Annotated in this window: 29 protein-coding genes; 20 read left to right on the forward strand and 9 right to left on the reverse strand. The window is 64.6% G+C overall.

From position 1 onward, the window contains the following. Positions 1-27: 27 nt before the first annotated feature. Positions 28-672: an arylesterase gene (locus tag FJ954_RS03330; protein WP_015314939.1), complete on the forward strand. Its 645-nt coding sequence runs from the start codon at positions 28-30 to the stop codon at positions 670-672. A gap of 139 nt (positions 673-811) precedes the next feature. Then, complete coding sequence (gene thpR / locus FJ954_RS03335) at positions 812-1,408, forward strand: RNA 2',3'-cyclic phosphodiesterase (protein WP_015314940.1); 597 nt, start codon at positions 812-814, stop codon at positions 1,406-1,408. Here thpR and FJ954_RS03340 read toward each other — a convergent pair. Next, entirely contained in the window at positions 1,312-1,830 is a 519-nt protein-coding gene (locus FJ954_RS03340; protein ID WP_015314941.1) for a low molecular weight protein-tyrosine-phosphatase, read from the reverse strand. The two genes, thpR and FJ954_RS03340, sit on opposite strands and share 97 nt — an antisense overlap. A gap of 50 nt (positions 1,831-1,880) precedes the next feature. On the opposite strand from FJ954_RS03340, the gene FJ954_RS03345 reads away from it, so the two are divergent. The 3 genes from FJ954_RS03345 (at position 1,881) to FJ954_RS03355 (ending at position 3,468) form a co-directional block, all read left to right on the forward strand. Then, a complete protein-coding gene (locus tag FJ954_RS03345) occupies positions 1,881-2,177 on the forward strand; it encodes a 4a-hydroxytetrahydrobiopterin dehydratase (RefSeq protein ID WP_015314942.1) in 297 nt (98 codons plus the stop codon). 138 nt (positions 2,178-2,315) lie between these two features. Beyond that, a complete protein-coding gene (locus FJ954_RS03350; protein ID WP_015314943.1) occupies positions 2,316-2,678 on the forward strand; it encodes a YkvA family protein in 363 nt (120 codons plus the stop codon). A gap of 286 nt (positions 2,679-2,964) precedes the next feature. Continuing rightward, complete coding sequence (locus tag FJ954_RS03355) at positions 2,965-3,468, forward strand: invasion associated locus B family protein (RefSeq protein WP_015314944.1); 504 nt, start codon at positions 2,965-2,967, stop codon at positions 3,466-3,468. Between the two features lie 54 nt (positions 3,469-3,522). Here the strand turns inward: FJ954_RS03355 and FJ954_RS03360 are convergent, their stop codons facing one another. Further along, positions 3,523-4,878 carry a chloride channel protein gene (locus tag FJ954_RS03360; protein WP_140660410.1) on the reverse strand — a complete coding sequence of 452 codons (1,356 nt, stop codon included), beginning with the start codon at positions 4,876-4,878 and terminating at the stop codon, positions 3,523-3,525. Positions 4,879-5,007: 129 nt separating this feature from the next. On the opposite strand from FJ954_RS03360, the gene FJ954_RS03365 reads away from it, so the two are divergent. Beyond that, positions 5,008-5,565: a DUF305 domain-containing protein gene (locus FJ954_RS03365; RefSeq protein ID WP_015314946.1), complete on the forward strand. Its 558-nt coding sequence runs from the start codon at positions 5,008-5,010 to the stop codon at positions 5,563-5,565. 80 nt (positions 5,566-5,645) lie between these two features. Here FJ954_RS03365 and FJ954_RS03370 read toward each other — a convergent pair whose 3' ends face one another. Next, positions 5,646-5,945 (reverse strand): hypothetical protein, encoded by a 300-nt coding sequence (locus tag FJ954_RS03370; protein ID WP_140660411.1) that lies wholly within the window; start codon positions 5,943-5,945, stop codon positions 5,646-5,648. A gap of 278 nt (positions 5,946-6,223) precedes the next feature. Here FJ954_RS03370 and rlmN point away from each other — a divergent pair, with 278 nt between their 5' ends. Genes rlmN through FJ954_RS03385 form a run of 3 tightly spaced genes read left to right on the forward strand, consistent with a single transcriptional unit; the run spans position 6,224 to position 8,375 of the window. After that, the gene (rlmN, locus tag FJ954_RS03375; RefSeq protein WP_015314948.1) at positions 6,224-7,459 is read left to right on the forward strand and encodes a 23S rRNA (adenine(2503)-C(2))-methyltransferase RlmN; all 1,236 of its coding nucleotides are present in this window, start codon (positions 6,224-6,226) and stop codon (positions 7,457-7,459) included. Continuing rightward, positions 7,456-7,905, forward strand: coding sequence for a hypothetical protein (locus FJ954_RS03380; protein ID WP_015314949.1), 450 nt, complete (start codon positions 7,456-7,458; stop codon positions 7,903-7,905). The genes rlmN and FJ954_RS03380 overlap by 4 nt, the downstream gene beginning before the upstream one ends. Next, positions 7,902-8,375, forward strand: a complete 474-nt coding sequence (locus FJ954_RS03385; protein WP_015314950.1) for a hypothetical protein — start codon at positions 7,902-7,904, stop codon at positions 8,373-8,375. Before FJ954_RS03380 ends, FJ954_RS03385 begins: the two co-directional genes overlap by 4 nt. On the opposite strand, the gene FJ954_RS03390 is transcribed toward FJ954_RS03385, so the two are convergent. After that, on the reverse strand, positions 8,347-8,988 hold the full coding sequence (locus FJ954_RS03390) for a LysE family translocator (protein ID WP_015314951.1): 642 nt from the start codon (positions 8,986-8,988) through the stop codon (positions 8,347-8,349). The two genes, FJ954_RS03385 and FJ954_RS03390, sit on opposite strands and share 29 nt — an antisense overlap. 326 nt (positions 8,989-9,314) lie before the next feature. Between FJ954_RS03390 and FJ954_RS03395 the strand changes: the two genes are divergently transcribed. Further along, positions 9,315-10,538, forward strand: a complete 1,224-nt coding sequence (locus tag FJ954_RS03395) for an argininosuccinate synthase (RefSeq protein WP_015314952.1) — start codon at positions 9,315-9,317, stop codon at positions 10,536-10,538. A 5-nt stretch (positions 10,539-10,543) separates the two neighbouring features. Next, a complete protein-coding gene (locus FJ954_RS03400) occupies positions 10,544-11,065 on the forward strand; it encodes a hypothetical protein (protein WP_140660412.1) in 522 nt (173 codons plus the stop codon). A gap of 48 nt (positions 11,066-11,113) precedes the next feature. Here the strand turns inward: FJ954_RS03400 and FJ954_RS03405 are convergent, their stop codons facing one another. After that, entirely contained in the window at positions 11,114-11,911 is a 798-nt protein-coding gene (locus FJ954_RS03405; RefSeq protein ID WP_015314954.1) for a lytic transglycosylase domain-containing protein, read from the reverse strand. Positions 11,912-12,222: 311 nt separating this feature from the next. Here FJ954_RS03405 and FJ954_RS03410 point away from each other — a divergent pair, with 311 nt between their 5' ends. The 7 genes from FJ954_RS03410 (at position 12,223) to FJ954_RS03440 (ending at position 18,762) form a co-directional block, all read left to right on the forward strand. Further along, complete coding sequence (locus FJ954_RS03410; RefSeq protein WP_140618257.1) at positions 12,223-13,320, forward strand: putative zinc-binding metallopeptidase; 1,098 nt, start codon at positions 12,223-12,225, stop codon at positions 13,318-13,320. A 62-nt stretch (positions 13,321-13,382) separates the two neighbouring features. Beyond that, positions 13,383-13,982, forward strand: a complete 600-nt coding sequence (locus FJ954_RS03415) for a DUF1236 domain-containing protein (protein WP_015314956.1) — start codon at positions 13,383-13,385, stop codon at positions 13,980-13,982. 178 nt (positions 13,983-14,160) lie between these two features. Next, positions 14,161-15,117 (forward strand): type II CAAX endopeptidase family protein, encoded by a 957-nt coding sequence (locus tag FJ954_RS03420; RefSeq protein WP_140660413.1) that lies wholly within the window; start codon positions 14,161-14,163, stop codon positions 15,115-15,117. Positions 15,118-15,412: 295 nt separating this feature from the next. Then, complete coding sequence (ffh, locus tag FJ954_RS03425; protein ID WP_015314958.1) at positions 15,413-17,008, forward strand: signal recognition particle protein; 1,596 nt, start codon at positions 15,413-15,415, stop codon at positions 17,006-17,008. A 7-nt stretch (positions 17,009-17,015) separates the two neighbouring features. Beyond that, the gene (locus tag FJ954_RS03430; RefSeq protein WP_015314959.1) at positions 17,016-17,342 is read left to right on the forward strand and encodes a chorismate mutase; all 327 of its coding nucleotides are present in this window, start codon (positions 17,016-17,018) and stop codon (positions 17,340-17,342) included. A gap of 47 nt (positions 17,343-17,389) precedes the next feature. Then, positions 17,390-17,791: a 30S ribosomal protein S16 gene (gene rpsP, locus FJ954_RS03435; RefSeq protein WP_023774471.1), complete on the forward strand. Its 402-nt coding sequence runs from the start codon at positions 17,390-17,392 to the stop codon at positions 17,789-17,791. A 125-nt stretch (positions 17,792-17,916) separates the two neighbouring features. Beyond that, positions 17,917-18,762: an acyl-CoA thioester hydrolase/BAAT C-terminal domain-containing protein gene (locus FJ954_RS03440; RefSeq protein WP_140660414.1), complete on the forward strand. Its 846-nt coding sequence runs from the start codon at positions 17,917-17,919 to the stop codon at positions 18,760-18,762. 108 nt (positions 18,763-18,870) lie between these two features. On the opposite strand, the gene FJ954_RS03445 is transcribed toward FJ954_RS03440, so the two are convergent. The 3 genes from FJ954_RS03445 to FJ954_RS03455 form a co-directional block, all read right to left on the reverse strand. Then, entirely contained in the window at positions 18,871-19,134 is a 264-nt protein-coding gene (locus FJ954_RS03445; protein ID WP_015314961.1) for a YMGG-like glycine zipper-containing protein, read from the reverse strand. A gap of 179 nt (positions 19,135-19,313) precedes the next feature. Then, a complete protein-coding gene (locus FJ954_RS03450; RefSeq protein WP_140660415.1) occupies positions 19,314-19,724 on the reverse strand; it encodes a DoxX family protein in 411 nt (136 codons plus the stop codon). Between the two features lie 103 nt (positions 19,725-19,827). Beyond that, positions 19,828-20,733, reverse strand: coding sequence for a bestrophin family ion channel (locus FJ954_RS03455; protein WP_140660416.1), 906 nt, complete (start codon positions 20,731-20,733; stop codon positions 19,828-19,830). A gap of 172 nt (positions 20,734-20,905) precedes the next feature. Here FJ954_RS03455 and FJ954_RS03460 point away from each other — a divergent pair, with 172 nt between their 5' ends. Continuing rightward, on the forward strand, positions 20,906-21,313 hold the full coding sequence (locus FJ954_RS03460) for an ACT domain-containing protein (protein ID WP_140660417.1): 408 nt from the start codon (positions 20,906-20,908) through the stop codon (positions 21,311-21,313). Between the two features lie 214 nt (positions 21,314-21,527). On the opposite strand, the gene FJ954_RS03470 is transcribed toward FJ954_RS03460, so the two are convergent. Next, complete coding sequence (locus FJ954_RS03470; RefSeq protein WP_023774477.1) at positions 21,528-22,562, reverse strand: aspartate-semialdehyde dehydrogenase; 1,035 nt, start codon at positions 22,560-22,562, stop codon at positions 21,528-21,530. Between the two features lie 457 nt (positions 22,563-23,019). On the opposite strand from FJ954_RS03470, the gene FJ954_RS03475 reads away from it, so the two are divergent. Further along, complete coding sequence (locus FJ954_RS03475) at positions 23,020-24,888, forward strand: DEAD/DEAH box helicase (RefSeq protein ID WP_140660419.1); 1,869 nt, start codon at positions 23,020-23,022, stop codon at positions 24,886-24,888. Positions 24,889-24,982: the final 94 nt, after the last annotated feature.

Consider the following 24,982-nt stretch of genomic DNA (forward strand, 5'->3'; position numbering starts at 1 on the left):
AATTCTCTGTCATATGGGGCCTGCCGCATGTCTTTCAAACGCCGCTTTGCCGCAGGTCTGGTCGTTTTCCTCGCCATCTGCGGCGGCATTTCGTCGGCGCGCGCCGCGCCTTTCAAGATCGTCGGCTTCGGTGACAGCCTGATGGCGGGGTACGGCCTTGGCCCGGGCGAGGGCTTTACCGACAAATTGCAGGCAGCACTTCGCGCCAAGGGCCATGACGTCATCGTTGCCAATGCCGGCGTCTCCGGCGACACCTCCAGCGGCGGCCTGGCGCGGCTCGACTGGTCGGTGCCTGAGGGCACGCAGCTGGTGATCCTCGAACTCGGCGCCAACGACATGCTGCGCGGCGTCGCGCCCGACATTACGAAACGGAACCTGGACGAGATGCTAGGCAGGCTCAAAGAGCGCAAGATTGCCGTGCTGCTGGCCGGCATGCGGGCGGCGCCCAATCTCGGGGCCGACTACCAGAGCGCCTTCGACGCCATCTTTGCCGACCTGGCCGGCAAATACGATGTTCCGCTCTACCCGTTCTTCCTCGACGGCGTCGCCGGCCAGCCCGGCCTGCAGCTCGAGGACGGCCTGCATCCGAGTGCTCGCGGCGTCGACCTGATGGTCGAACGCATCCTGCCTACCGTCGAGAAGGCCATGGCGGCGGCGCCAGGCGGATCGTGACGTCGGATGGAACCGGTTCCGCCGCGGAAGCTTTAGATTGCATGTAGATTGCATCCGCGACCAACAAACCACTTGCTCCATTTGATTATCGATGATTCGCTAGGGATGACAGTTTCGATTCGAGGAAGGGAGGCTCTTCATGCCGCGTCTTTTCACCGCCCTCGAAATTCCGCGTGATGCCGCCCTTTCGCTGTCCCTGCTCCGGGGCGGCCTGCCCGGGGCCCGCTGGATCGACGTCGAAAACTACCATCTGACGTTACGCTTCATCGGCGACGTCCAGGGCCATGTCGCCGACGAGATCGCCAACGCTCTCGACCGGGTGCATCGCCCTTCCTTCTCGCTGACCTTGTCCGGTGTCGGGGCTTTCGGCCAGAAGAAGCCGCATGCGGTGTGGGCCGGCGCTTCGTCCTCGCCCGATCTGGCGGCTCTTCAGGCCGAAATCGAGCGCATCTGCCAGCGGCTCGGCATTCCCGCCGATCCGCGCAGGTTCATGCCGCATGTGACGCTGGCGCGGCTGCGCAATTCGAGCCCGCTCGACGTCGCCCAATATCTGTCGGCGCGCGGCAATTTCTCGACGCTGCCGTTCCGCATCGGCCGTTTCGTGCTGATGTCGTCGCGCGATTCGGTGGGTGGCGGCCCCTATATCGTCGAGGAGGCATGGCCGCTGTCCGGCGTCGATACGCGTGCCGCCAGCCGTGTCGCCAGCACCTCCGACGCCTCGCGGATCATGCGATAGACCTCGGCAAACGCTTGCTGGTCCTCATAGTAGGGGTCCGGTACATCGCGCGGCCTTCCCTCGGCGAATTCCAGGAACAGGTGGATACGGTCGCGCACCGCCGCCGGCGCCAGCGCCTTCAGGTCGGCGACGTTGGACCGGTCCATGCCGAAGATCAGGTCGAAGCGGTGAAAATCCTCCGGCATGATCTTGCGCGCCCGCTGCCGCGAGATGTCGATGCCGTGGTGAGACGCGATGGCGATCGAGCGCGGGTCGGGAGCGGAGCCGACCTCCCAGCCGCTGGTCGCGGCCGAATCGAGCACGATATCGCCGCCATATCCGCGCTCAGCCAGCACGGCGCCAAGGATGCCTTCGGCCAGCGGCGACCGGCAGATGTTGCCGAGGCAGACGAAAAGAATGGAATTTATGGGCTTCGCGATCATGGATCCGGCGCTATGGTGACGACTTCAGCCCAATAGCACGGGAAGCGGACATGACGAGAGAGAAACTGGGCAGGGAGGCCGCCGAAGCAGCGCTCACAGGGCTTGATGGCTGGGCACTGGCGGACGACGGCGCCTCGATCGGCCGCACCTTCACCTTCGCCAATTTCTCCGAAGCCTTCGCCTTCATGACCAGGGTGGCGCTGACCGCCGAGAAGATGGACCACCATCCCGATTGGTCGAATGTCTACAAGACCGTCAGCGTTACCCTGAACACGCATGACGCCGGCGGCGTGACGGCGCTCGACATCGAATTGGCGAAGAAGATGAACCGTTATTTCGGCGGCTGAACACGGGCTGTCCAACGTCCAGGCCCGGCGCGGACCCGGCAAATCGGCGCCCGCATCTTGCAGCCGGGTTAAGCTTTCACCACATTTTGATCGGCGGACGTGCGCTGAGACGCGCATGAGGCCCGCAAGGAGAGATTGATGGCGCAAGAATCCGGTTTTGATTTCTTCGGCTTTGGCGACAAGCTGGCCGGCGAAGGCGAAGTGCGCGAAAAGTTCTGGCGCACGGCCAGGAAGGCCGCTCGGCAGATTCCGTTCATGGAAGATGTCGTCGCCGCCTATTACTGCGCCATGGACAAGAAGACGCCGCTGCGTGCCAAGGGCATATTGGTGGCCGCGCTCGGCTATTTCGTCCTGCCGGTCGATCTCATCCCCGACTTCATCTTCGGTCTCGGCTTCACCGACGACATCGCCGTGCTGACCGCCGCAATCACCGCCGTCAGCGCCCATATCACGCCCGCGCACCGGCAAGCCGCCAAGGACGCCATCGCCGATAAGAGCTGAAGTCCCGCCGGTCGAATCCCGCCGCGACGGCTCGACCGCTGGACAGGGGCGTTCAGCGGCGGGTTAGAAGTCAAACTCTTGCCGTTTTCGTGGCCTCCAAGTCGCCAAAGAGACACCGAGCCGGCCGCTGACAAGGCGGCGGCGCGGAAATGGCGGCGGTTTCCTGGGGTGAAGGTCCTTTTCTCTTGGGAAATTCACCGTTTGGTAACCCAGATTAAATCAAAATGAAGCGACGGCAGGACGCCACGCGGCCCGCCTCCGCACCATTTGGAATACGGGAAAAACGATGCGCGGATTGATTGCACTAGTTTCTAGCCTGGTCCTGGCGGCCTCGGCGGCGCCGGCGCTGGCGCAGCAGGCGACCAAGATCGGCCAGCACAATGCCTGGGGCACCTACAGCTACCAGGCTTCGGGCGGCAAGGTCTGCTACGTGCTGACCGTGCCGACCGACAAGCAGCCGCCGACGCTCGACCACGGCGACATGTTCTTCTTCGTCAGCCAGCGGCCCGGCCAGCAAGTGTCCTATGAGCCTCAGTTCATCGCCGGCTACAATTTCCAGGAAGGTTCCAAGGCCACCGTCACCATCGACAAGAAGAGCTTCTCGATGTTCACGCGCGGGAAATCGGCCTGGGTCGAGAACGCGGCGGAAGAGCCAGTGCTGATCGCCGCGATGAAGACCGGAACCGACATGAAGGTGTCGGCGAAGTCGGGCCGCGGCAATCCCACGAACTATGTCTTCTCGCTTAAGGGCATTTCGGCGGCGCTGTCCTCGATCGCCAAGTGCAAATAGGCCATCTTCGTTTTTGAACCGAAGGCCGGGCCGTAACGCCCGGCCTTTGCTTTTTCAGCCCAGCCCTGATTCCGGTGCGGCCTCCGCCCGCCGCCGCCGGATCGCCTCGGCGATGAACACCCGCGACAGGGCGTGATAAAGCGGCTCGTGCGAGATCAGCCGCGCCGTGCCGTAGCCCAGCATCGAAGCCAGCATCAGGCCGATGACATTGTCGTGATTGCCGGTCATTTCGAGGATGATGACGAAAGCCGTCATCGGCGCTTGCACGACGCCGGCGAAATAGCCCGCCATGCCGAGCAGGGCCGCGACGCCCGCGCTGCTCCCGAACATCAGGCCGAGCGAGCTGCCGATGCCGGCGCCGACCGCCAGCGAGGGCGCGAAGATGCCGCCGGGAATGCCTGAGATCATCGACAGCAGGCCGGCCGCGAATTTCTCGGCAAAGAAGAACCAGGGCAGCGGCGTGCCTTCGACCGCGCTGCGCGCCTGCGCGTAGCCGGTGCCGAAGGTCAGCCCGCCCGAGGCGATACCGATCACCGCGACCGCCAGTCCGCAGATCGCGGCCACCAGCAGCGCGCGCCACAGCGGCTGCAGCGCGTTCCAGCGTCGGATACGCCGTGTCGCCTTGAGGGCCAGCAACGAGAACAAGGCGCCAAAGCCGCCGCCGATGACGCCGCAGGCGATCACCAGCGGCCAGTCGACGGCAAACGAGATCGTCTCCTTGGACACGCCGAAATAGGTGTAGTTGCCGAGCACGCCGAGCGAGGCGAGGCCGGCCAGGATGACCGCTGTCAGCACCAGTCCGTTGGTGCGCGCCTCATAAGTGCGGCCCATCTCCTCGATGGCGAAGACGATGCCGGCGAGCGGGGTGTTGAACGCCGCCGCGATGCCCGCCGCCGAGCCGGCCAGGATCAGGCCGCGCGCCTGCGCCATGCCGCCCCAACGCGCCGCCTGCAGCATCAGCGACGCGCCGACCTGTACGGTCGGTCCCTCGCGGCCGATCGAAGCGCCGCAGAACAGGCCGACAAGGGTGAGCGCGATCTTGCCCGCCACCAGCCTGAGCGACAGGATATGGCTGCGGTCGTCGTCGTCGCGCAGGTGGCGGGCGGCGATCGCCTGCGGAATGCCGCTGCCTTGCGAGCCCGGGAAGAAGGCGTGCGCCAGCCAGGCGCACAGCACAAAGCCGAGCGGCGTGATGGCCAGCGGCAGATAGAAACGCCAGCCGCCGTCATTGCCGATCACGACATGAAAAAGCGCCTGCGCCTTGTCGGCCAGCACGGCAAAGAGCACGCTGATCAGGCCGATGGAGATCGCACCGGCCCAGAACACCAGACGTGGCTGCCAGACGCGGCGCGAGGCCCACATGGCGCGCGAACGCCGCAGCATGGGGTGTTTTCGCGATTGGCCGGCCATGTCTGCCCTCGGGGGGAAAACCCAGCCCTAACACAGGCATGACGCCGATCAAGTGTGAGTCTGCCGATCGGACGGGATCAAAAAGCCCACCGTCGCGGTTGTGTCCCTTTGAACAAGGAGCCCGCAGTCATGAGCTATGTCAGATTCGCCGCGATGATCCTGGTTTCCACGGTCCTCATGTACGGGCTCATGTACCTGAACACCTATGCGCTGGATCATGTTTTCTTCAGCCAGACCCGGGTGTGGATGGCCATCGTGATGGGCGCCGCCATGGCGATCGTCATGATCGGCTTCATGTGGGGGATGTACGAGAGCGTGGCCGCGAATGTAGGCATCGTCATCGGCGGCATGCTGGTATTCGCTGGCGCCTTGTGGCTGGTCAGAAGCCAGGAAACCGTGAGCGACGTCTCTTACATGAAGGCCATGATCCCGCACCACTCGATCGCGATCATGACCAGCGAACGCGCCCATATCCGCGACCCGGAGGTGCGAAAGCTGGCGGACGGCATCATCGACGCCCAGGTGCGCGAGATCACGCAAATGAAGCGTCTGATCGCGCGGCTCGACGCCAATCCCGTAGCGGCCGGCGCTCCCGACCTGCCGTCCTACCGAGCCCTCGGGGCCGCGCCGCCACCGCCGGAAACCGACCAGAGCACCGGGATCGATACGCTCTCCATCGACAGGTAGACGCGGGGATGGACGCGCGGAATATGGAAGCCGCTCGTCCCGCCGGCCTCCAAGCCGGCGGGAACATCCTTGCGGGATCGTCACATAGCCATTTTTTCACATTCGGCCTGGGCCTTCTTGGTCGAGGTGTCGATCATGTAGGCTTTGCCCTTGGCGTCGGTCATCATCATCATGCAGTGCTTGATGGGCTTGGCCATCTTCATCATGTCGGCGCCCATCTTCGCGTCCGGCGTCATGGTGCCCATATGCCCGTCGGGCATGATCGCCGTCACTTGTCCGCCTTTCATCATGCTCATGGTGCCCATCGCGTCCTCGGCAAACGCCTGCGAGGCGCAAAAAGCGGCGAAGCCGGCAACGACGGCGAGCTTGATCGATTTCATCCTGCATACTCCCATTCTGTAGGGGCACAGTTGCCCCATTCAGGGTTCGAAGGCGCGATGGGGATCGTTACGCCAACACGACTAAGTGATCGCCGCCAACGACATCGCGTCCACCGGCGGCGATCGTCCTTCACGGGGACGGTGGCGATCGGGACACCGACGGCGGACCCCAGTTTGGCGTGCACGGCATGACTTCGCGCTCAACCTGTGCTATGCGCCGCGCTTCATATCGGGCCGATGGATGAAATCGGCCGCAAACCGCTTATATCTGTGCAACCATGACCCTTTCACTCGACCTTACCGCCGAAGGCGCCCGTGACGCCTTGCGCGGCCGTGCCGCGCGGACCGAAAAGCCATCGCTGATCGGCCTCACGCGGACGGAACTCGCCGCCGCTCTTGTCGAATCCGGCATCGTGCCGGAGCGCCAGGCAAAGATGCGCGCCCAGCAGCTCTGGCACTGGATGTATGTGCGCGGCGTTTCCGACTTCGCCGGCATGTTCAACATCTCCAAGGATCTGCGCGCCGAGCTCGACAAGCATTTCACCGTCGCCCGGCCCGAGATCGTCGAGGAGCAGATTTCCGCCGACGGCACGCGAAAGTGGCTGTTCCGCTTTCCGCCCCGCGGCGCCGGCCGGCCGGTCGAGATCGAGACCGTCTATATCCCCGAGGAAGGCCGAGGCACGCTCTGCATCTCCTCGCAGGTCGGCTGCACGCTGACCTGTTCGTTCTGCCACACCGGCACGCAGAAGTTGGTGCGCAACCTGACCGCGGAAGAAATCCTGGCGCAGTTGCTCACCGCGCGCGACCGGCTCGGCGACTTCCCCGACCGCGACACGCCGGATGGCGCCATCGTGCCGGCCGAGGGCCGGAAAGTGTCCAACATCGTCATGATGGGCATGGGCGAGCCGCTCTATAATTTCGAGGCGGTGAAGAAGGCGCTGCTGATCGCCTCCGACGGCGACGGCCTGTCCCTGTCGAAGCGCCGCATCACGCTGTCGACCTCCGGCGTCGTGCCCGAGATTTTCCGCACCGGCGAGGAGATCGGCGTCATGCTGGCGATCTCGCTGCATGCGACCAACGACGATCTGCGCGACCTTCTGGTACCGATCAACAAGAAGTATCCGCTGAAGGAGCTGATCGCCGCCTGCCGCGCCTATCCCGGCCTCTCCAACGCCAAGCGCATCACCTTCGAATATGTGATGCTGAAGGACGTCAACGATTCCATCGAGGACGCCAAGGGGCTGATCAAGCTGCTCAAGGGGATTCCGGCCAAGATAAACCTGATCCCGTTCAACCCGTGGCCGGGCACCAACTACCAGTGCTCGGACTGGGAGACGATCGAGAAGTTCGCCGACTACATCAACAATGCCGGCTATGCCTCGCCGATCCGCACGCCACGCGGCCGCGACATCCTGGCCGCCTGCGGCCAGCTGAAGTCGGAATCGGAACGCATGCGCAAGGTCGACCGGCTGGCGCTGGAAGCCATGATGATCGCGGGGCACGGCGAGGTGTGAGCCGTCTCGCCGCCGGCCTCACACGCTTCGCCATGATCGCAGTCGGCTACCTCGCCGCCGTGCTGACCTCAATCCTGGTGCCGGTACTGCTGATCGTTCTTCTGGCAGGGATCGAGGACGGCAACTGGTCGATCATTTTCACATTCGACTGGCTGGCCTCCTTCCCGCTCGCCGTGTTGACCGTGGCGATCTGCGCGCTGCTGATCGTCGGCCCGGCGATCTTCGTCGCCGAACGGCTGGCGCTGCGAGGATGGTTCTACTTCGCCGTCACGGGCGCGGTCACGTCGATCGCCTTTGGTGTTTTTGTGCCGGGCTCCGCCGGAGGCTTCGTTTTCAATCCGGGCTTCCTGGGTTTTCTGGCCGCCGCCGGCATTGCCGCCGGCTGGGTCTACTGGCTTCTGGCCGGACGCAGCTCCGGTCGTCTCAAGGGCCATGATCCCCGATGAACCGTCTCGTCGCCTACATCGTGCGCTTCGCCATCATCCTGTTCGGTTATGCCGTCGCCTCGCTGGCCGCCAGCGCCTTCCTCAACATCCTGTTCCTGGCCTCGCTCGGCTACGCGCCGGCGCAAGCGCATCCGGCGGCAACGGCATCGCTCTATTTTTCAATTCCCTTCGTCGCCCTGTTCGTCGCCTATTTCGGCTTCATGCCGGCGGCGATCGTCATCCTGATTGCCGAAATCCTCGGCCGGCGCGACTGGTTGTTCTACGCGCTCGCCGGCGCGGTGGTGGCGGGGGTTTTCCTCGGCCTCGTCGACAATGTCCGCGATTCCCCTTTCGCGGTCACCGAAGCCAGCGCCATCATGGCGGTGCTCGGTGGCGGCATGGTCGGCGGGATCTTCTATTGGCTTGCCGCCGGGCGCTGGGCGGGAAGCTGGTGGAAGGTTTCTACTTCGCCTGGGCCGTCAGGATCTTGAGCGCGAACGCCGAGAACACGCCGGCGAAGAGATAGTCGACCACCCGCGTCACACGGGGGCTGGCTTTCATTGCCGCCGAGAATTTTTCCGCCGCCAGCACCATCGGCACCGTCACCGGGATCGACAGCACGATGAACATGGAGCCGAGGAAGAACAGTTTCCCCGGCGCGTTCGGATCGTGCGCGGAGACGAATTGCGGCAGGAAGGTCATGAAGAACAGGATGATCTTCGGGTTGAGCAAATTGACGCCGAGCCCCGCCGCCCAGCTGCGCAACAAGGAAATCCGCGGACCGGTCTTCTTTTCCGGCGAGAAAGCCGAGCCCTTGGCGATCGCCTGCCAGGCGAGGAAGACGAGATAGCCGGCGCCAAAGATCTTCAGCACGAAAAAAGCCATCGGCGAGGCGACGATCAGCGCCGAGACGCCGACCACCACCAGCGTGGTGTGGATCAGCGTGCCGCACAGCGCGCCGGCCATCGAGGCGAAGCCGGTGGCGCGGCCCTGGCTCAGCGTGCGCGACACGAACAGCGTCATGTCGGGGCCTGGCGTGATCGCCAGGATCACGGTGGCGATGGCGAACTGGATCAGCGTGGTGGTGTCGGGAATGAAGGACATGGCGGGCCCCGGGGGAACGCGTCGGCTATACAGGACCCGTCTCGCCGGCGCCAGATGGGGCCAGCGCGTCCTTCCGTGGAGTTGGAGCGGTTCGGCCAGTTTCGCCAGCTTACATTTCGCCAGCTTACAGGCGGCGTTCTTGAGCGCCTGGTAACCGGCGGCATGGCCCCGGGATCGGTCCTCCCGATCAAGCCCGGCGTCGCACTGCCGCGCTGGATCAGCAACCTTGCGCCGCGTGCGCTTGCTCGCTTTGCCGTTCCTGCTAAAAGGCGCTCCGACAATCCGTGACGCCTTGCCTCAGGCGTCCGCTTTCCGACGGAGCAGAAATGTCCAAGATCAAAGACGTCAAGAAGGTCGTGCTCGCCTATTCCGGCGGCCTCGACACATCCATCATTCTGAAATGGCTGCAGACCGAACTCGGGGCCGAAGTCGTCACCTTCACCGCCGATCTCGGCCAGGGCGGCGAACTGGAGCCGGCGCGCCGCAAGGCCGAGATGATGGGGATCAAGGACATCCGCGTCGTCGACGTACGCGAGGAATTCGTCGCCGACTTCGTCTTCCCTATGTTCCGCGCCAACACCGTCTATGAAGGCACCTATCTCTTGGGCACCTCGATCGCGCGGCCGCTGATCTCCAAGCACCTGGTCGAGATCGCCAGGGAAACCGGCGCCGACGCCATCGCGCATGGCGCCACCGGCAAGGGCAACGACCAGGTCCGTTTCGAGCTTTCGGCCTATGCGCTCAACCCCGACATCAAGGTCATTGCGCCGTGGCGCGACTGGTCGTTCAAGTCGCGCACCGACTTGATGAACTTCGCCGAACAGCACCAGATCCCGGTGCCGAAGGACAAGAGGGGCGACGCACCGTTCTCCGTCGACGCAAATCTGCTGCACTCGTCCTCCGAGGGCAAGGTGCTGGAAGACCCATGGAGCGAGCCGCCGGAATTCGTGCATCAGCGCACCGTGTCGCCGATGGACGCGCCGGATGCCGTCACCGAGATCGAGATCGAATTCCTGAAGGGCGACCCGGTCGCGCTCAACGGCAAGAAGCTGTCGCCGGCCACTATGCTGGCGGCGCTCAACGATCTCGGCCGCGACAATGGCATAGGCCGGCTCGACCTGGTCGAGAACCGTTTCGTCGGCATGAAATCGCGAGGCGTGTATGAAACGCCGGGCGGCACCATCCTGATCGTGGCCCATCGCGCCATTGAATCGATCACGCTCGACCGGGGTGCCGCGCACCTCAAGGACGAGTTCATGCCGCGCTACGCGGAGCTCATCTACAACGGCTTCTGGTTCTCGCCCGAGCGCCTGATGCTGCAGGCGATGATCGACAAGAGCCAGGAAGACGTCGAAGGCACGGTGCGGCTGAAGCTCTACAAGGGCAATGTCATGGTTACCGGCCGCAAATCTGGGAAGACGCTCTATTCCGACGCGCTAGTCACCTTCGAGGACGACCGTGGCGCCTATGACCAGAAGGACGCCGCCGGCTTCATCCGCCTCAATGCGCTGAGGCTGCGGACATTGGCCGCGCGCAACCGCAACAGCTAGACGGAATGCGCAGTCTCGGTCGATGCCTGGTGCCGCTGCTCTTTCTGGCGGCGCCGGTCATGGCTGGGGACTTCGCGCCCACCTCCCTGGACCTCGCCGCCCTCATCGAATGCAGGGCCGATCTGCCGGCGTATAATGGTCTTGCCCTCTGGCTGGGCGGTGAGCCAGACGCGGCGCAGACCCTTGGCTGGAAGGAGGTCGCTTCCGGCAATCCCTTCCTGCGGCAGTATCGATTGTCGGCCCCGGTCCATGTCTTCGGGCGCGAGACCGCGACGATCGTCTTTACCGCGACAGGGCCGATGGCCGTGCTTGATGGCATCGCCGCGCCGGACCTCGCCCGCCAGCTCGACGTCCCGGCGACGGTCTCGACGCCGGACAAGTTCCTCGGCGAGAAGGTCATGGCCGAAAGCAGCGAGGACGCCGGCGGCGTGAGCCTTGCCACGCGCATCACGCTCAACGTCTCGACCGTCGAGTCCCACCCCGGCAGGACGCTGGCCGGCTGTTCCTATGCGCTCGACGTGAAATGAAACCCGGCGCGGTGGCCGGGTTTTTCGTTCAATGGCCGTGCGGATCGATCAATCAGCGTCGATCGCGGTGGCGATGCGGGCGATGGCCTGCTGATAGACGCTTGCCGAATTCCAGCCGGCGATCGCGCCCATATTCGACTGCGCGCTGGCGCCAGCCCGCCAGCCGTGACCCTTGAGGAAGTTGGCGGTGGAGGCCAAAGCGATCGCCTTGTCGCGCAGGTTTCCGCTGCCTACCGCATACTTCAAGACATTTCCGGGCAGGAACTGCGTGTGGCCGATCTCGCCATGCATGGCGCCGACCGACGAGGCGGTCAACGCTCCGCGATCAACCAGCTTCAGGGCCGCGATGGCATGCGGGTGAAAATAGTCGGGCCGGCGGCAATCATAGGCAAGCGTCACAATGGCGGAGACTGTGTTCTGGTTGCCCATGGAAGCACCGAAGCCGGTTTCCATGCCCCAGATGGCGAGCAGCACGCCCGGCGACACGCCGTAGTTGGCTTCAATCTGGTTGAACAGCGCTGCGTTCGACTTCTTCAGCGAACGGCCCTTGGAGATGATCGCCGACCCGCCGCGGCGTTTCATGAAATCGTCCACCGAGCCGCTGAAAGCCTTGTGGATGGCGCGGTCGGCGGAGATCGTCCTTGTTGCGTAGGTCGCGCCGGCCAGAGCGGCCAGACCCCTCGACCCGACACCTTCGGACTTGGCCTCGGCGGCGAAGTCCTGTTTCCAGGCGTCGAAGCCGGCGCCGGTCTTGCCGCAGCTGGCCGCCGCTTGCGCGCCGGTTGCCAGCCCGAGCACTGCCACCACCGCCGCCGCTAAAATCCTACCCTTGGCACGAAATGCCATGTTGTTCTCCTGGTTGCCTGATTCACGTCCCGTTTGCGAATTTGCCAGCGAAACGCGCATTTGTCACCGTCTGTGGCGCGATGCTGGCGAATGCCGGGGAATTTGCCTACGATCAAGTGATTATTATGGCGAGTGTCAGGCATGAAAGACGCTGATGCCGCCCATGGACCGGGGCAGGCGCGCCTGGACCGGCGAAGCAAAATAGTCGCGCTGGACCGCGGAACACCGGCCGGTGGTTCGCGTTTGGGCACGGGCCGCCATGCATCCCTTTCAGATGAATCATACATCCCTTCTGACGAATTGAGACCGAGATGAAACTTTTCGACTGCCCGCATTGCGGCCACCGTCTCTATTTCGAGAATGCCCAGTGCCTGAACTGCAGCAGTCTCGTGCTCTATGATCCCGAGGGCGCGCGCTTTGTCTTGTCCGGCGTCGACGGCGCGATCCAGTGCACCAATGCCGACGAATGCGCCTGCAACTGGATGGCCGAGCCGGGACAGGTCTTCTGCCGTGCCTGCGTGCTGAACCAGCTGATCCCCGATCTCTCGGTCGACGGCAATCGCCGCCGCTGGATTCGCGTCGAGGCGGCGAAGAAGCGCGCCATCTATTCGCTGCTCGCCTTCGGCCTGCCGGTGGCGCCCAAGCAGAGCCCGACGGACGAGATCGGGCTGGCCTTCGACTTCCTCGCCGATCCGATCGGCGGCGGCCCGGGCGGCGAACGGATTCTCACTGGTCACGACAACGGCCTGATCACGCTGAACGTCGCCGAAGCCGATTCAGCCGAGCGCGAAAAACGTCGCGTCCAGATGGGTGAGAATTACCGCACGCTGCTCGGCCATTTCCGCCACGAGCTCGGCCACTATTACTGGGACCGCCTGATCCGCGACGATCCGCAAAGGCTGGAAGCGTTCCGCGCCTTGTTCGGCGACGAGCGTGCCGACTACGAACAGGCGCTGAAGGCCTATTACGCCAATGGCGCGGCGCCCGATTGGCAGCAAGACCACATCTCGGCCTACGCCACCTCGCATCCGTGGGAGGACTGGGCCGAGACCTGGGCCCACCACCTGCACATTACCGACACGCTGGAGATGGTCCATGCGCTGAACTTCCCGCTCGGCCGGCTGGAGACGGTGGAGACGAACGAACTGCCGCGGGGCGATACCGGGGGCGAGCCGCAGGCAGCACCCTCGGAGCCCGCCAACACACCCGAGCCCTTCGACAAGATCCTTGCCCGCTGGCTGGTGCTGTCGGAAGCCTCCAATTCGATCAACCGCTGCATGGGCCTACCCGACCTCTACCCCTTCGTCATTTCGGACGCGACCGCGCGGAAACTGGCGTTCGTACACGATCTTCTGACCGGCTTGCCGATGGAGGCCGGAACAAATCGTGAGTTGGCTCGCGCATTTTAGCCGGAACGCATGCGCTGCTGTCCCGTTGTCACCGCCGAGGGACTGTGAAACGGAGAGAACCCATGAAATCCTTATTGTTTCCCGCAATAGCCGGGATGCTGACCGCAATGTCGGGCGCGGCATTGGCCGATACCGCTGTCTCGGCAGTCACCGATCTCAACGTGCGTGCCGGTCCCGGCCCGCAATATCCTGTCATTGGCGTTCTCGCCGCAGGCCAGTCGGCGACGCTCAACGGCTGCATCGAAAACAGCAAATGGTGCACCATCGCCGAAGCTGGCGGCCAGGGCTGGGTCTATTCCGACTACGTCACCGCCGATTTCGGCGGCAGCCGCGTGGTGCTGACGCAGCGCCGCTCCGCCGTTGCCGTGGTCTCGCCGCCGGACGACATCGGCAACTATTCGACCGACTATACCGGTGCGATCATTTCCAGCGATCCGGTGGTTGGCGACTTTCCAGCGCCGCCGGCCGCGGTACGGACCTATGTCGACACCCATCGCCTCGACCCCGTCTATCTCGACGGCGAGGTGGTCACCGGCGCGACCCTGCCCGATACGGTCGAGCTGCGCGAAATTCCTGACTACAACTACCGCTATGTCTATGTGAACGGCCAGCGGGCGCTGATCGATCCGCAGACACGGCGCATCATGTACGTCGTGCGTTGACGCGATGCCGGCGGTCGCCGAAGCGGCCGCCGGCGAAACCTGGATTGGCGACCGCGGCAGGCCGGCCCGCGCCTGCGTTCCGTGGCAATCGGAGTGCGCGTATTCCTGCTGATATCGATTCCGGTTCCCGAAGCCATCAGCTGGATCAAGCAGCGATGGATTGGGATCGAGGACAAGCGTGACGATCGACGACACTGCTTTCGAGCGCTATCGCAACACGCCGAACGCCAGGACGACCTTGCCGCGCCTGTTGCTGGGAACGCTGATCGCCGTCCTGTTCTGGGCCGCCACCACCGCGGCCGTGCTGTTCGGTGGCACCCATGTCTACTTCGCCTGGCAGGGGGCGGCGGCTTCGCCATACGGCATGGAAGGTTTTCTCGCCTCGCCCGCCGGCATCCTGTGCGCGCTCGCCTCTTTCGCCGGGATCTGGATCGGCCTGTGGATCGCCATGCGCTGGGTGCATGGCGAGCCGCTGTCGGCGCTGCTTGGCGCCGGCCGCCGCGTAGCGCGACCGGACTTCCTCAAGGGGCTGATCGCGGTGCTGATCACCTCGGCCTTGTCCGAAATCCTGTTCTATCTGCTGCAGCCCGGCATTGCGCGCGGCACGATCAGCCTGGCGTCATGGCTGCTGTTCGCGATCCCAATCGCTGCGCTCACCTTGCTGCAGACTTCGTCGGAGGAGGTGCTGTTTCGCGGCTACCTGCTGCGTGGCCTGGCCAATCGGTTCAGAAGCCCGTTCGCCTGGGCGCTGCTGCCCGGCCTGCTGTTCACCTCGCTGCACTGGGGCGGCGGTTCGTCGGCCGCCATCAACGCCAGCGTGCTGGTGTCGATCGCTGCCTTCGCGCTGCTGCTGACGCTCGTGGTCTACGCCACCGGCAATCTCGGCGCGGCCCTTGGCGCTCATCTTGGCAACAACCTCACCGGCTTCCTGCTGATCTCGCATCAGGAGAGCTACAATTCCTTCGCCTTGTTCACCGCAAAGCCGCTCGAAGGGCCGGGCTGGATGATATCGGATGCCATCCTCATTGCGCTCATCGGTATTGCCTGCAGCCTGCTGACGATTGTCTTGCTGCTGCATCCGCGCTCGCCGCTGAAGGTCACGGCCGAGGTTCCAAACGCCGTGGGTGCTGCTTGATCGCTGCCCGGAAAACATCGCAACACCGGCCTTGCCTTGACTCTCGCGCCAAATTCCTGTCTACAGCCCACCAATTCCGCGACGAGTATCCCTCCGAGCAAGCCGACCAGGATGCCGAAACCTCTTTGAGGCCGAGTGCTGTAAACAGATCCTGGAGGCCAACACCCGGCAGCGCTGTGCGCCCCCGGGTGCTTTTTGGTTTTGGGCTTTTGCTTGGACTGGCTTTTGCTTGGAGACTGGGCGCGAACGCATTACCTCTCGGGCACCATCCGGGTGCCAGGGAAAAGGAAAACGAATGTTTGAATCGCTGCAGGAGCGTCTTGGCTCCATCCTGAACGGCCTGACCGGCCGCGGCGCGCTGTCGGAGGCGGATGTCTCGGCAGCGCTGCGCGAGGTGCGCCGTGCGCTGCTTGAGGCCGACGTGGCGTTGGAAGTGGTGCGATCCTTCACCGACAAGGTGCGCGAGAAGGCCGTCGGCGCCGCGGTGCTGAAGTCGATCAAGCCGGGACAGATGGTCGTCAAGATCGTCCATGACGAGCTGGTCGACATGCTCGGCGCCGAGGGTGTCGCCATCGACCTCAACGCGCCGGCCCCGGTCGTCATCATGATGGTCGGCCTGCAGGGCTCCGGCAAGACCACCACGTCGGCCAAGATCGCCAAGCGGCTGACCGAGCGGCAGAACAAGAAGGTCCTGATGGCCTCGCTCGACACGCGGCGTCCGGCCGCGCAGGAGCAGCTGCGCCAGCTCGGCGAGCAGGTCAAGGTGGCGACGCTGCCTGTTATCGCAGGCCAGAACCCGGTCGATATCGCCAAGCGCGCCGTGCAGGCCGCCAAGCTCGGCGGCCATGACGTCGTCATCCTCGACACCGCCGGCCGCACCCATATCGACGAGCCGCTGATGGTCGAGATGGCCGACATCAAGAAGGTGTCGAGCCCGCACGAGATCCTGCTGGTCGCCGATTCGCTGACCGGTCAGGACGCCGTCAACCTGGCGAAAAGCTTCGACGAGCGCGTCGGTATCACCGGCCTGGTGCTGACCCGCATGGACGGCGACGGCCGTGGCGGTGCCGCGCTGTCGATGCGCGCCGTCACCGGCAAGCCGATCAAGCTGATCGGCACCGGCGAAAAGATGGACGGGCTGGAGGAATTCCACCCCAAGCGCATCGCCGACCGCATCCTGGGCATGGGCGACATCGTCAGCCTGGTCGAAAAAGCCGCCGAGAACATCGATGCCGAGCAGGCGGCGGCGATGGCCAAGAAGATGCAGTCGGGCAAGTTCGACCTGAACGACCTCGCCCAGCAGCTTCAGCAGATGTCGAAGATGGGCGGCATGGGCGGCATCATGGGCATGATGCCCGGCATGGGCAAGATGAAGGACCAGATGGCCGCCGCCGGCCTCGACGACAAGATGTTCGGTCGCCAGCTCGCGATCATCTCCTCGATGACGAAGGCCGAGCGCGCCAATCCCGACATTCTCAAGCACTCGCGCAAGAAGCGCATCGCCGCCGGCTCCGGCACCGATGCCGCCGAGATCAACAAGCTCCTGAAGATGCATCGCGGCATGGCCGACATGATGAAGGCGATGGGCGGCAAGGGCAAAGGCGGTGGCCTGATGCGTGGCATGATGGGTGGCCTTGCCTCCAAGATGGGCCTTGGTGGTTTGGGGGGCGGCATGATGCCCGGCGGCATGGGCGGCATGCCCGATCTGTCGAAGATGGACCCCAAGCAGCTCGAAGCCTTGCAGAAGCAGGCGCAGGCCGCCGGCCTCGGCGGCATGAAGGGGTTGCCGGGCGGTCTTCCCGGCGGCGGCTTGCCAGGCCTGCCCGGCGGCATGAAGCTTCCCGGCCTTGGCGGCGGTGGCGGCCTGCCCGGTCTCGGCAAGAAAAAGTGAGGACGCTATGAACGAAGAAAAGGACATGGCCGACGCCCGCACCATCCTGGCCGGCTACCGCGCCTCGATCGACAACATCGACGCGGCCCTCATTCACATGCTGGCCGAGCGCTTCCGCTGCACCAAGGCGGTTGGCGTGCTCAAGGCCGAGCATGGCCTGCCGCCGGCCGACCCGGCGCGCGAGCAGCAGCAGATCGCCCGCCTGCGCCAGCTGGCGCATGACGCGCATCTCGACCCGGATTTCGCGGAGAAATTCCTCAACTTCGTCGTCCGCGAAGTGATCCGGCACCACGAACAGATCGCCGCTGCCAACGGCGTGACGAAAACGGGTTGAAGAAACCCTGACTTATCAACGAAATCAGAGCTTTTAGGAGAAAAGAAATGGCACTGAAGATCAGACTGGCCCGTGCGGGCTCGAAGAAGCGTCCTTACTACCACGTCGTCGTTGCCGACGCCCGTTCGCCTCGCGACGGCCGGTTCATCGAGTCGCTCGGCTCGTGGAACCCGCTGCTGCCGAAGGACGGCGAGCGCATCAAGGTCGACGCCGACCGCGTCAAGCATTGGCTGTCGCACGGCGCCCAGCCGACCGACCGCGTGCTGCGCTTCCTCGATGAGGCCGGCCTTGCCAAGCGCGAAGCCCGCTCCAACCCGAAGAAGGCCGAGCCCGGCAAGAAGGCGCAGGAACGCGCCGCCCTGCTGAAGAAGGCCCAGGAAGACGCCGCCGCCGCCGTCGCCTCGGCCGCTGCCGCACCGGCCGAAGCGGAAGCCGCTACCGCCGAGTAATCGCGTCCTATTCCTTGCGGGAACAAAACGGCGGGCCTGTGCCCGCCGTTTTGTTGTTTGCATTTGTCACTCACCTGCCCTTTGCTGTTTCATTGGAAAGCTTCTGATTTCCGGCTGAGGATCGGATGGACGAACGGGCAGTCGCGGAGGAAATCCTGTCCGGCTTCGTCGCCGGAACCCTGTTGCGATGCCCCGAGGCCACGACAGGTGTCGTGGTGCTGAGCGGATCGAGCGGCCGCGTCGACGTCGGGCGCGCCAGGCTGTTTGCCGATGTGGGCGTCTCTGCCCTTGCCCTCCGGTGGTTTGGCGGCCAAGACCAGATCCCAGGCATATGCGAAATCCCCCTGGAGATTTTTTTCGCCGCGACCGACCGTCTTGTCGGTTTGGGATGCCGGCGCATCGTTTATGTCGGCACGTCCAAAGGTGCCGAGGCGGCCTTGCTCGTGGCGACGCATGACCCGCGCATCGACGCCGTTGTCGCGATCAGCCCGACATCGGTGGTCTGGGGAAACATCGGGCCGGGCCGCGACGGCGTCAGCTGGCCCGAGCGGTCGTCGTGGACACTCAAGGGGCGCCCTCTCCCCTTTGTTCCGGCCGACCCCAACTGGAAGGCACGCTACGTCGATGGCCTCGTGTCCTACCGAGGGCTTTTCGAACACTGCCTGACCGCTTTCAAGAAGGAGGCCGGCAAGGCCGCCATTCCCGTCGAGGAAATTTCGGCGACGGTCATGCTGGTCGCGGGCGGCGACGACGCGCTGTGGCCGTCCCTGGAATTTGCCGCGTCGATTGTCCAGCGTAGGCAAGACGCCGGAAAGGCCACGCGCCTGGTTTCGGCCCCCGGCGCCGGCCACCGCATCGTCCTGCCTGGCGAAACCACCCCGCGCTCAAGCTCGCATGCGCATGGCGGCAATGACCGCGCCGATGCGGATCTGGGACGGGACGCCTGGCGATGCATTCGGGAGCTGTTGTAGCGCGGCTCGCGGCGGCGGCTGTCTCAAGCGAGTCGCGGCCAATTCATCGATCGAAAACGGCGGGTCAAAAGCCCGCCGTTTTGCTCTTCATGTTTGGACTACGGCCGATCAATAACCGCTTGGGCAGCGATCGACATAGACCCGACCATGGCGATCGCGGTACCGGCATTGGCCGCTTTCGCTGGCATGGCCGATCAGCGCGCCGGCCACGGCGCCGACCGCACCGCCGACAACAGCGCCCTGCACCGGATCTCCGGCCACGGCCGCGCCAACCGCAGCACCGCCCAGGCCGCCCACGGCAGCCCCTTTTTCCGTTTGCGAACATGCACCCAGTGCCGTCGTCAGCACCAGAATGGTCAGTATTTTCTTCATTTGTCGTTCCTCTCACACGCGGATCGCCGTCTCGCCGCCAAGTGCTTAACTCTCAGACGGCTAATTTGATCCCGAGGAGAACGAAGATCGCGACGCCGCTCGCCCAAACAGACCGCATCGGCGGTATCGCCACCCGATGGCGTGCAGGCGAAGTGGACGCTGTTCTTGGCTCGGAACAGCTATCGGCTGAACGGGATCAGCGCACGAACCCTGGGGTCGCGCAGATAGAGGCCGCCCCACAGGATGATGCCGAGATAGACGCCGAACAGCGTGTGCGAGAACAGCGGATTGCCGATGCGCGCATTGGTGGCGATGGCGCCGCCCATATAGGCGGTGAGCAGGAGGGCGCCGAGCACGGAGGTGCGCGGCAGCGCGTAGAGCGCGGTCGAGACCAGGCCGATGACGCCCAGCATGCGCGCGACGTTGGGATCGGCTGGCCACCCAAGCGGCACCATCGTCTGGGTGACCACGTCGAGCGGCGGCAGCTTGATGGCGCCGTCGAAGATCATGAACAGGACGATGAGGCCGCTGAGCGCGCGGCCGGTCCACAGGGCGCCAGCCGAGAGGGGCGCGGTTTGAGAAATGCTCATTGGGTGTCCTCCTGATGGTCAGCCCCTTTTTCGGTGGGGTCGACCCAAGGACGTTCCATGAGGCGTCGATCCGACAAATGTTCGGATTTTTGACGGTGCGGCGTTACGAAAGATAGAACTTTTCGGCCGACAGCATCTTTGGTGGCGTCTCGCCCAAGGCCTCGAACACCGAGATTTCGCAGACCCGGCACAGGCCGTCGAGCGCGAGGTCGTTGGCTTCGGTGCCAAACGGATCCTCAAGCTCTTCCGAAAGCGCGTCGAGGCCGAAGAAGGTGTAGGCGATCAGCGCCGTGAACAATGGTGTCGCCCAGCCGGTGGTCGAGATCAGGCCGATCGGCAACAGCAGGCACACGATGTAGGCCGTGCGGTGCACCAGCAGCGTGTAGGCGAAGGGCAAGGGCGTGCCGGCGATCCGTTCGCAGCCGGCCTGGATGGCGGTGATTGACGCCAGCCTCTCGTCCAGGATGCGGAAGCCGATCGTGTCGAGGTCGCCTGCCCGCCGCTGCGCATTGGCACGGCGGCCCATGCGCCTGACCATCTCGTCCGCCGGATTGGCGAAACTTGCGGCCGTCTCGGCTTCCGCCTCGATGAAGGCACGGACGTCCTTGACACTGTCGATCTTGCGCAACTGGCCGCGCAGAAAATGACAGAAGGCCAGCGCTTCCATCAGCAGGGCGCGCTGCTCGGCCCGATCGGGAATGAGGCTTGTCGTGGCGCGGGCCAGATTGCGGATTTCGAAGACCAGCGCGCCCCACAGTTTGCGCGCCTCCCACCAGCGATCATAGGCGGCGTTGTTGCGAAACGACAGATAGATCGACAAGGTCACGCCCACCAGTCCGAAAGGCGTGATGTTGAAGACGCCGAGATCGAGCTGGAACCGGCGCGCCACGACGAGGATGACCGCCGAATAGATCGCGAAGCCGAAAATCTGCGGCAGGATGCGTGGCACCACCGAACCGCCCATGATGAAGAACAGCTGCAGGAAGGTGGGGCGCGGACGAACGATCATTCGGGAGCCTTTCACGGGCGAGCGTCGGCCCTCAGCTCCTGTATTGTGCGATGCGGCGGCCATGCAAGCCCGGCCGCCAGCGACATTGCCATGTCGTCCGTGTGTCGACTACCGGTGTGTGCTGTTTGCGGATATTGAGAAGCTGCTGCCGTCCCGATGCAGGCGAGAAAAAATGACGGGCGAGACCGATCTGAGCACTCTGTTGGCGTCGATGACGCCGGAACTGCGCGATGGCATCTATGTCTTCGCCACGCTGCCGCCTGGCGTTCCACAGCCCGAAGGCCTCGAACCGGTCATGGCGTTTCGGGAGCGCGAAGGCACGACGCTGATCGTGACGGAGGAAGCCGCCCGGAGCACGGAACTGACCGCCTCGTTCCGCTGCCGGATGATCACGCTGAACGTCCACTCATCGCTGGAAGCCGTCGGCTTCCTCGCCGCCATCACCGCGCGCCTCGCCGCCGCCGGCATGGGCGTCAATCCGGTCTCGGGTTTTTACCACGACCACCTGTTCGTGCCGGCTGGGCGGGCGGAGGAGGCGATGGCGATGCTGCGCGAACTGAGTGTGGATAGTGCGAGTTGAAATCGGCGCAAAGCGGCTAATCTCATGAGTCGCAGCGCCAAAATGGACAGGCCAGCGCCGCCCCTCATCCCCCTGCCGGGACCTTCTCCCCGTATAGTGACGGGGAGAAGAGGGCTAACGGCCGGAGGCCGGGCCCGCGACAGCGGGCCGCCGGTCGTCCGGCGCCCTCGCGGAGGGCCAGCCGCGGCAGCGGCGGTGCGGCCCGTGAGCGGGATTATGCCGCCTTCTTCTTCGGCTGGATAAGGCCGCGCTCGACCAGGAGCTCGGCGATCTGCACGGCGTTCAGCGCCGCGCCCTTGCGCAGATTGTCGGAGACGATCCACATCGACAGGCCGTTGTCGATGGTCGAATCCTCGCGGATGCGCGAGATGAAGGTGGCGTCCTCGCCGGCCGATTCCAGCGGCGTGATGTAGCCGCCATCCTCGCGCTTGTCCAAGACCTGGCAGCCCGGCGCATCACGCAGGATGTCGCGCGCCTCATCGGCGGTGATCGGCTTCTCGAACTCGATGTTGACCGCTTCCGAATGGCCGATGAACACCGGCACGCGCACGCAGGTCGCCGTCAGCTTGATCTTGGGGTCGAGCATCTTCTTGGTCTCGGCGACCATCTTCCATTCTTCCTTGGTAAAACCGTCATCGAGGAAGACATCGATATGCGGGATGACGTTGAAGGCGATGCGCTTGGTGAACTTCTTGACGTCGACGCTGTCGGCGACGAACACCGCACGCGTCTGCGTGAACAGCTCGTCCATGCCTTCCTTGCCGGCGCCGGATACCGACTGGTAGGTGGCGACGACGACGCGCTTGATGGTGGCGAAATCATGCAGCGGCTTCAGCGCCACGACGAGCTGCGCCGTCGAGCAATTCGGGTTGGCGATGATGTTCTTGCGTGTGAACAGCGAGATCGCGTCCGGGTTAACCTCGGGCACGATCAGCGGCACGTCCTGGTCGTAACGGAAGGCCGACGAATTATCGATGACGACGCAGCCCTGCTTGCCGATCTTCGGCGACCATTCCTTGGAGACATTGCCGCCGGCCGACATGATGCAGATGTCAGTGTCGGAAAAATCATACTGGTCGAGCGGCCTGACCTTCAGCGTGCGGTCGCCGAACGACACTTCCGTGCCCATGCTGCGCCGCGAGGCGAGCGCCACGACTTCGCTCACTGGAAAGCCGCGCTCTTCCAGGATGTTGAGCATTTCCCGGCCCACATTGCCCGTGGCGCCGACTATCGCAACCTTGAAACTCATAAAAATCTCCTGTCCCTCTCCGCTTGGTTTTTGGAGAAAACCCGCCGGCCAAGTGCGGGTTCCGTCCCCCGGGCCGGACCCGGGAGAGGGTGGTTAGGCCAAGGGAATCACACCGTTTTGGTGGTGCTTTTGGTGGTTTTCCTGGCCAAGAATAGGGTTTTGCCGGAACGAGGCGACGCAGCGACGCGCCCGGCCCAATGATTCGCATTGAGGCTGGGGGCATCGAATGCAAGAAGAGCCATCAAAAGGCCGCGCATCGAAAAACGATCCCGTTCGAAGCGGGCTTTTACGCGGTTTGCGGCAGGAGTCAATTGGCGGCACGCCGCATAGCCTTCATGGCACCCTGTACAAGAAGGGCGGCAGGAAGTACGAACGGCCAAGATTGTTTGGCTGGCGCCGCCAGCCCCCGGCATGTGCTCCATGATGAGCGCAGAACCCTGAATTCCGAAAGAACGAGATGTCCAATTTCGATGGTATTGTTCCCGCGCTGGCACAAGCGCTGGAAAAACGCGGTTATTCCGACCTGACACCGGTGCAGAAGGCGGTGCTGGAGCTCGGCCAGGCCGACGCGCTGGTGTCGGCGCAGACCGGCTCGGGCAAGACCGTCGCCTTCGGCCTTGCCATGGCGCCGACGCTGCTCGACGGCGCGGAACGTTTCGGCCCGGCAGCGGCGCCGCTGGCATTGGCGGTGGCGCCGACACGCGAACTGGCGCTGCAGGTGACGCGCGAGCTCGAATGGCTCTATGAGCCAACCGGCGCCACGGTGGCGTCCTGCGTCGGCGGCATGGACATGCGCACCGAACGGCGCGCGCTGGAGCGCGGCGCCCACATCGTCGTCGGCACGCCCGGCCGGCTGCGCGACCACATCACGCGGCATTCGCTCGACATGTCGACGCTGAAGGCCGTGGTTCTCGACGAGGCCGACGAGATGCTCGACCTCGGCTTTCGCGAGGACCTCGAATTCATCCTCGATGCCGCACCGGCCGAGCGCCGGACGCTGATGTTCTCGGCCACCGTGCCGCGCTCCATCGCCACGCTCGCACAGGGCTATCAGCGCGATGCCGTGCGCATCTCGGCCGCCGGCGAGGAAAAGCAGCATCTCGACATCGAGTATCGGGCGCTGAATGTAGCCCAGGCCGACCGCGAGAACGCCATCATCAACGTGCTGCGCTTCTATGAGGCCAAGAACGCGCTGGTGTTCTGCAACACGCGCGCCGCCGTCAACCATCTGACCGCACGCTTCAACAACCGCAATTTTTCCGTCGTGGCGCTCTCGGGTGAACTCAGCCAGAACGAACGCAGCCACGCGCTGCAGGCGATGCGCGACGGCCGCGCGAAAGTCTGCATCGCCACCGACGTCGCGGCGCGCGGCATCGACCTGCCCAATCTCGAGCTGGTGATCCACGCCGACCTGCCGACCAATCCCGAAACGCTGCTGCACCGAAGCGGCCGCACGGGACGTGCCGGGCGCAAGGGCGTCAGCGCGCTGATCGTGCCTAACAGCGCCCGCAGGCGCACCGAGCGGCTGCTGCAAAGCGCCAAGCTGACGGCGACCTGGGCGAGCCCGCCCTCGGCCGACGACGTGATGCGGCGCGACGACGAGCGCATTCTTGCCGACCCGGCTTTCGACGAACCGGTCAAGGATGACGAGCGCGAGTTCATCGATGCGCTTCTTAGCCGGCATGGCGCCGAACAGGTGGCGGCCGCTTTCGTGCGCCAATGCCGCGCCAGCCGCTCGGCGCCCGAGGATCTCATGGACGTCGCGCCTTTCACGCCATCGCGTGAAAGAGCGGCGGGCGAAAAATTCAGCCCTCGCGACGAGGCACCGAGCCGCCGCGACGATTTCGGCGCCAGCGTCTGGTTCTCGCTGTCGGTGGGGCGCCGGCAGAATGCCGAGCCGCGCTGGCTGATCCCGATGCTGTGTCGTGCCGGCAGCATTTCCAAGCGCGAGATCGGCGCCATCAAGATGCAGCCGGAAGAGACGTTCGTGCAGATCGCCGCCGACTGGGCGGAGCGCTTTCTCGCCGCGATCGGTCCCGACCGCAAATTGCAGGGCAACATCGTGGTCAAGCGGCTGGACGGCACGCCGGACCTGTCGCGGGCCGGCTATCAGCCGCCGAGCCCGGACAAGAAGCCGCATCGCGGCAAGGCGCCGTTCGACCCGAACGCGCCGAAGCGCAAATTCGAGAAGCGTGCACCGGCCTCAGTCGACCATCGTCCGGCCACCACGCATGAGGCAAAGCCGTGGGCGAAGAAGCCGGGCAAGCCGAAATTCGACAACGCCGGTCCGCCAAAAAACAAGAAGACGAAGAAGCGGCCTTCGTAGGAATCCAGACTGGCCGCGCTCTGCTTCAGGCCGGCCCGGATGATCGCCGCCCAGCTTGCCGACGCCAGTGTCGGCCGGTGCTGTCTGGCGATGT

It is taken from the genome of Mesorhizobium sp. B2-3-15 (genome assembly GCF_006442875.1).
In the GTDB taxonomy this organism is placed as follows: Bacteria; Pseudomonadota; Alphaproteobacteria; order Rhizobiales; family Rhizobiaceae; genus Mesorhizobium; species Mesorhizobium australicum.

Bases quoted from the DNA above. Each gene is read 5' to 3' on its own strand.
- FJ954_RS03330 (WP_015314939.1), top strand. From the start codon at position 28: ATGTCTTTCAAACGCCGCTTTGCCGCAGGTCTGGTCGTTTTCCTCGCC.
- thpR (WP_015314940.1), top strand. From the start codon at position 812: ATGCCGCGTCTTTTCACCGCCCTCGAAATTCCGCGTGATGCCGCCCTT.
- FJ954_RS03340 (WP_015314941.1), bottom strand. From the start codon at position 1,830: ATGATCGCGAAGCCCATAAATTCCATTCTTTTCGTCTGCCTCGGCAAC.
- FJ954_RS03345 (WP_015314942.1), top strand. From the start codon at position 1,881: ATGACGAGAGAGAAACTGGGCAGGGAGGCCGCCGAAGCAGCGCTCACA.
- FJ954_RS03350 (WP_015314943.1), top strand. From the start codon at position 2,316: ATGGCGCAAGAATCCGGTTTTGATTTCTTCGGCTTTGGCGACAAGCTG.
- FJ954_RS03355 (WP_015314944.1), top strand. From the start codon at position 2,965: ATGCGCGGATTGATTGCACTAGTTTCTAGCCTGGTCCTGGCGGCCTCG.
- FJ954_RS03360 (WP_140660410.1), bottom strand. From the start codon at position 4,878: ATGGCCGGCCAATCGCGAAAACACCCCATGCTGCGGCGTTCGCGCGCC.
- FJ954_RS03365 (WP_015314946.1), top strand. From the start codon at position 5,008: ATGAGCTATGTCAGATTCGCCGCGATGATCCTGGTTTCCACGGTCCTC.
- FJ954_RS03370 (WP_140660411.1), bottom strand. From the start codon at position 5,945: ATGAAATCGATCAAGCTCGCCGTCGTTGCCGGCTTCGCCGCTTTTTGC.
- rlmN (WP_015314948.1), top strand. From the start codon at position 6,224: ATGACCCTTTCACTCGACCTTACCGCCGAAGGCGCCCGTGACGCCTTG.
- FJ954_RS03385 (WP_015314950.1), top strand. From the start codon at position 7,902: ATGAACCGTCTCGTCGCCTACATCGTGCGCTTCGCCATCATCCTGTTC.
- FJ954_RS03390 (WP_015314951.1), bottom strand. From the start codon at position 8,988: ATGTCCTTCATTCCCGACACCACCACGCTGATCCAGTTCGCCATCGCC.
- FJ954_RS03395 (WP_015314952.1), top strand. From the start codon at position 9,315: ATGTCCAAGATCAAAGACGTCAAGAAGGTCGTGCTCGCCTATTCCGGC.
- FJ954_RS03400 (WP_140660412.1), top strand. From the start codon at position 10,544: ATGCGCAGTCTCGGTCGATGCCTGGTGCCGCTGCTCTTTCTGGCGGCG.
- FJ954_RS03405 (WP_015314954.1), bottom strand. From the start codon at position 11,911: ATGGCATTTCGTGCCAAGGGTAGGATTTTAGCGGCGGCGGTGGTGGCA.
- FJ954_RS03410 (WP_140618257.1), top strand. From the start codon at position 12,223: ATGAAACTTTTCGACTGCCCGCATTGCGGCCACCGTCTCTATTTCGAG.
- FJ954_RS03415 (WP_015314956.1), top strand. From the start codon at position 13,383: ATGAAATCCTTATTGTTTCCCGCAATAGCCGGGATGCTGACCGCAATG.
- ffh (WP_015314958.1), top strand. From the start codon at position 15,413: ATGTTTGAATCGCTGCAGGAGCGTCTTGGCTCCATCCTGAACGGCCTG.
- FJ954_RS03430 (WP_015314959.1), top strand. From the start codon at position 17,016: ATGAACGAAGAAAAGGACATGGCCGACGCCCGCACCATCCTGGCCGGC.
- rpsP (WP_023774471.1), top strand. From the start codon at position 17,390: ATGGCACTGAAGATCAGACTGGCCCGTGCGGGCTCGAAGAAGCGTCCT.
- FJ954_RS03440 (WP_140660414.1), top strand. From the start codon at position 17,917: ATGGACGAACGGGCAGTCGCGGAGGAAATCCTGTCCGGCTTCGTCGCC.
- FJ954_RS03445 (WP_015314961.1), bottom strand. From the start codon at position 19,134: ATGAAGAAAATACTGACCATTCTGGTGCTGACGACGGCACTGGGTGCA.
- FJ954_RS03450 (WP_140660415.1), bottom strand. From the start codon at position 19,724: ATGAGCATTTCTCAAACCGCGCCCCTCTCGGCTGGCGCCCTGTGGACC.
- FJ954_RS03455 (WP_140660416.1), bottom strand. From the start codon at position 20,733: ATGATCGTTCGTCCGCGCCCCACCTTCCTGCAGCTGTTCTTCATCATG.
- FJ954_RS03460 (WP_140660417.1), top strand. From the start codon at position 20,906: ATGACGGGCGAGACCGATCTGAGCACTCTGTTGGCGTCGATGACGCCG.
- FJ954_RS03470 (WP_023774477.1), bottom strand. From the start codon at position 22,562: ATGAGTTTCAAGGTTGCGATAGTCGGCGCCACGGGCAATGTGGGCCGG.
- FJ954_RS03475 (WP_140660419.1), top strand. From the start codon at position 23,020: ATGTCCAATTTCGATGGTATTGTTCCCGCGCTGGCACAAGCGCTGGAA.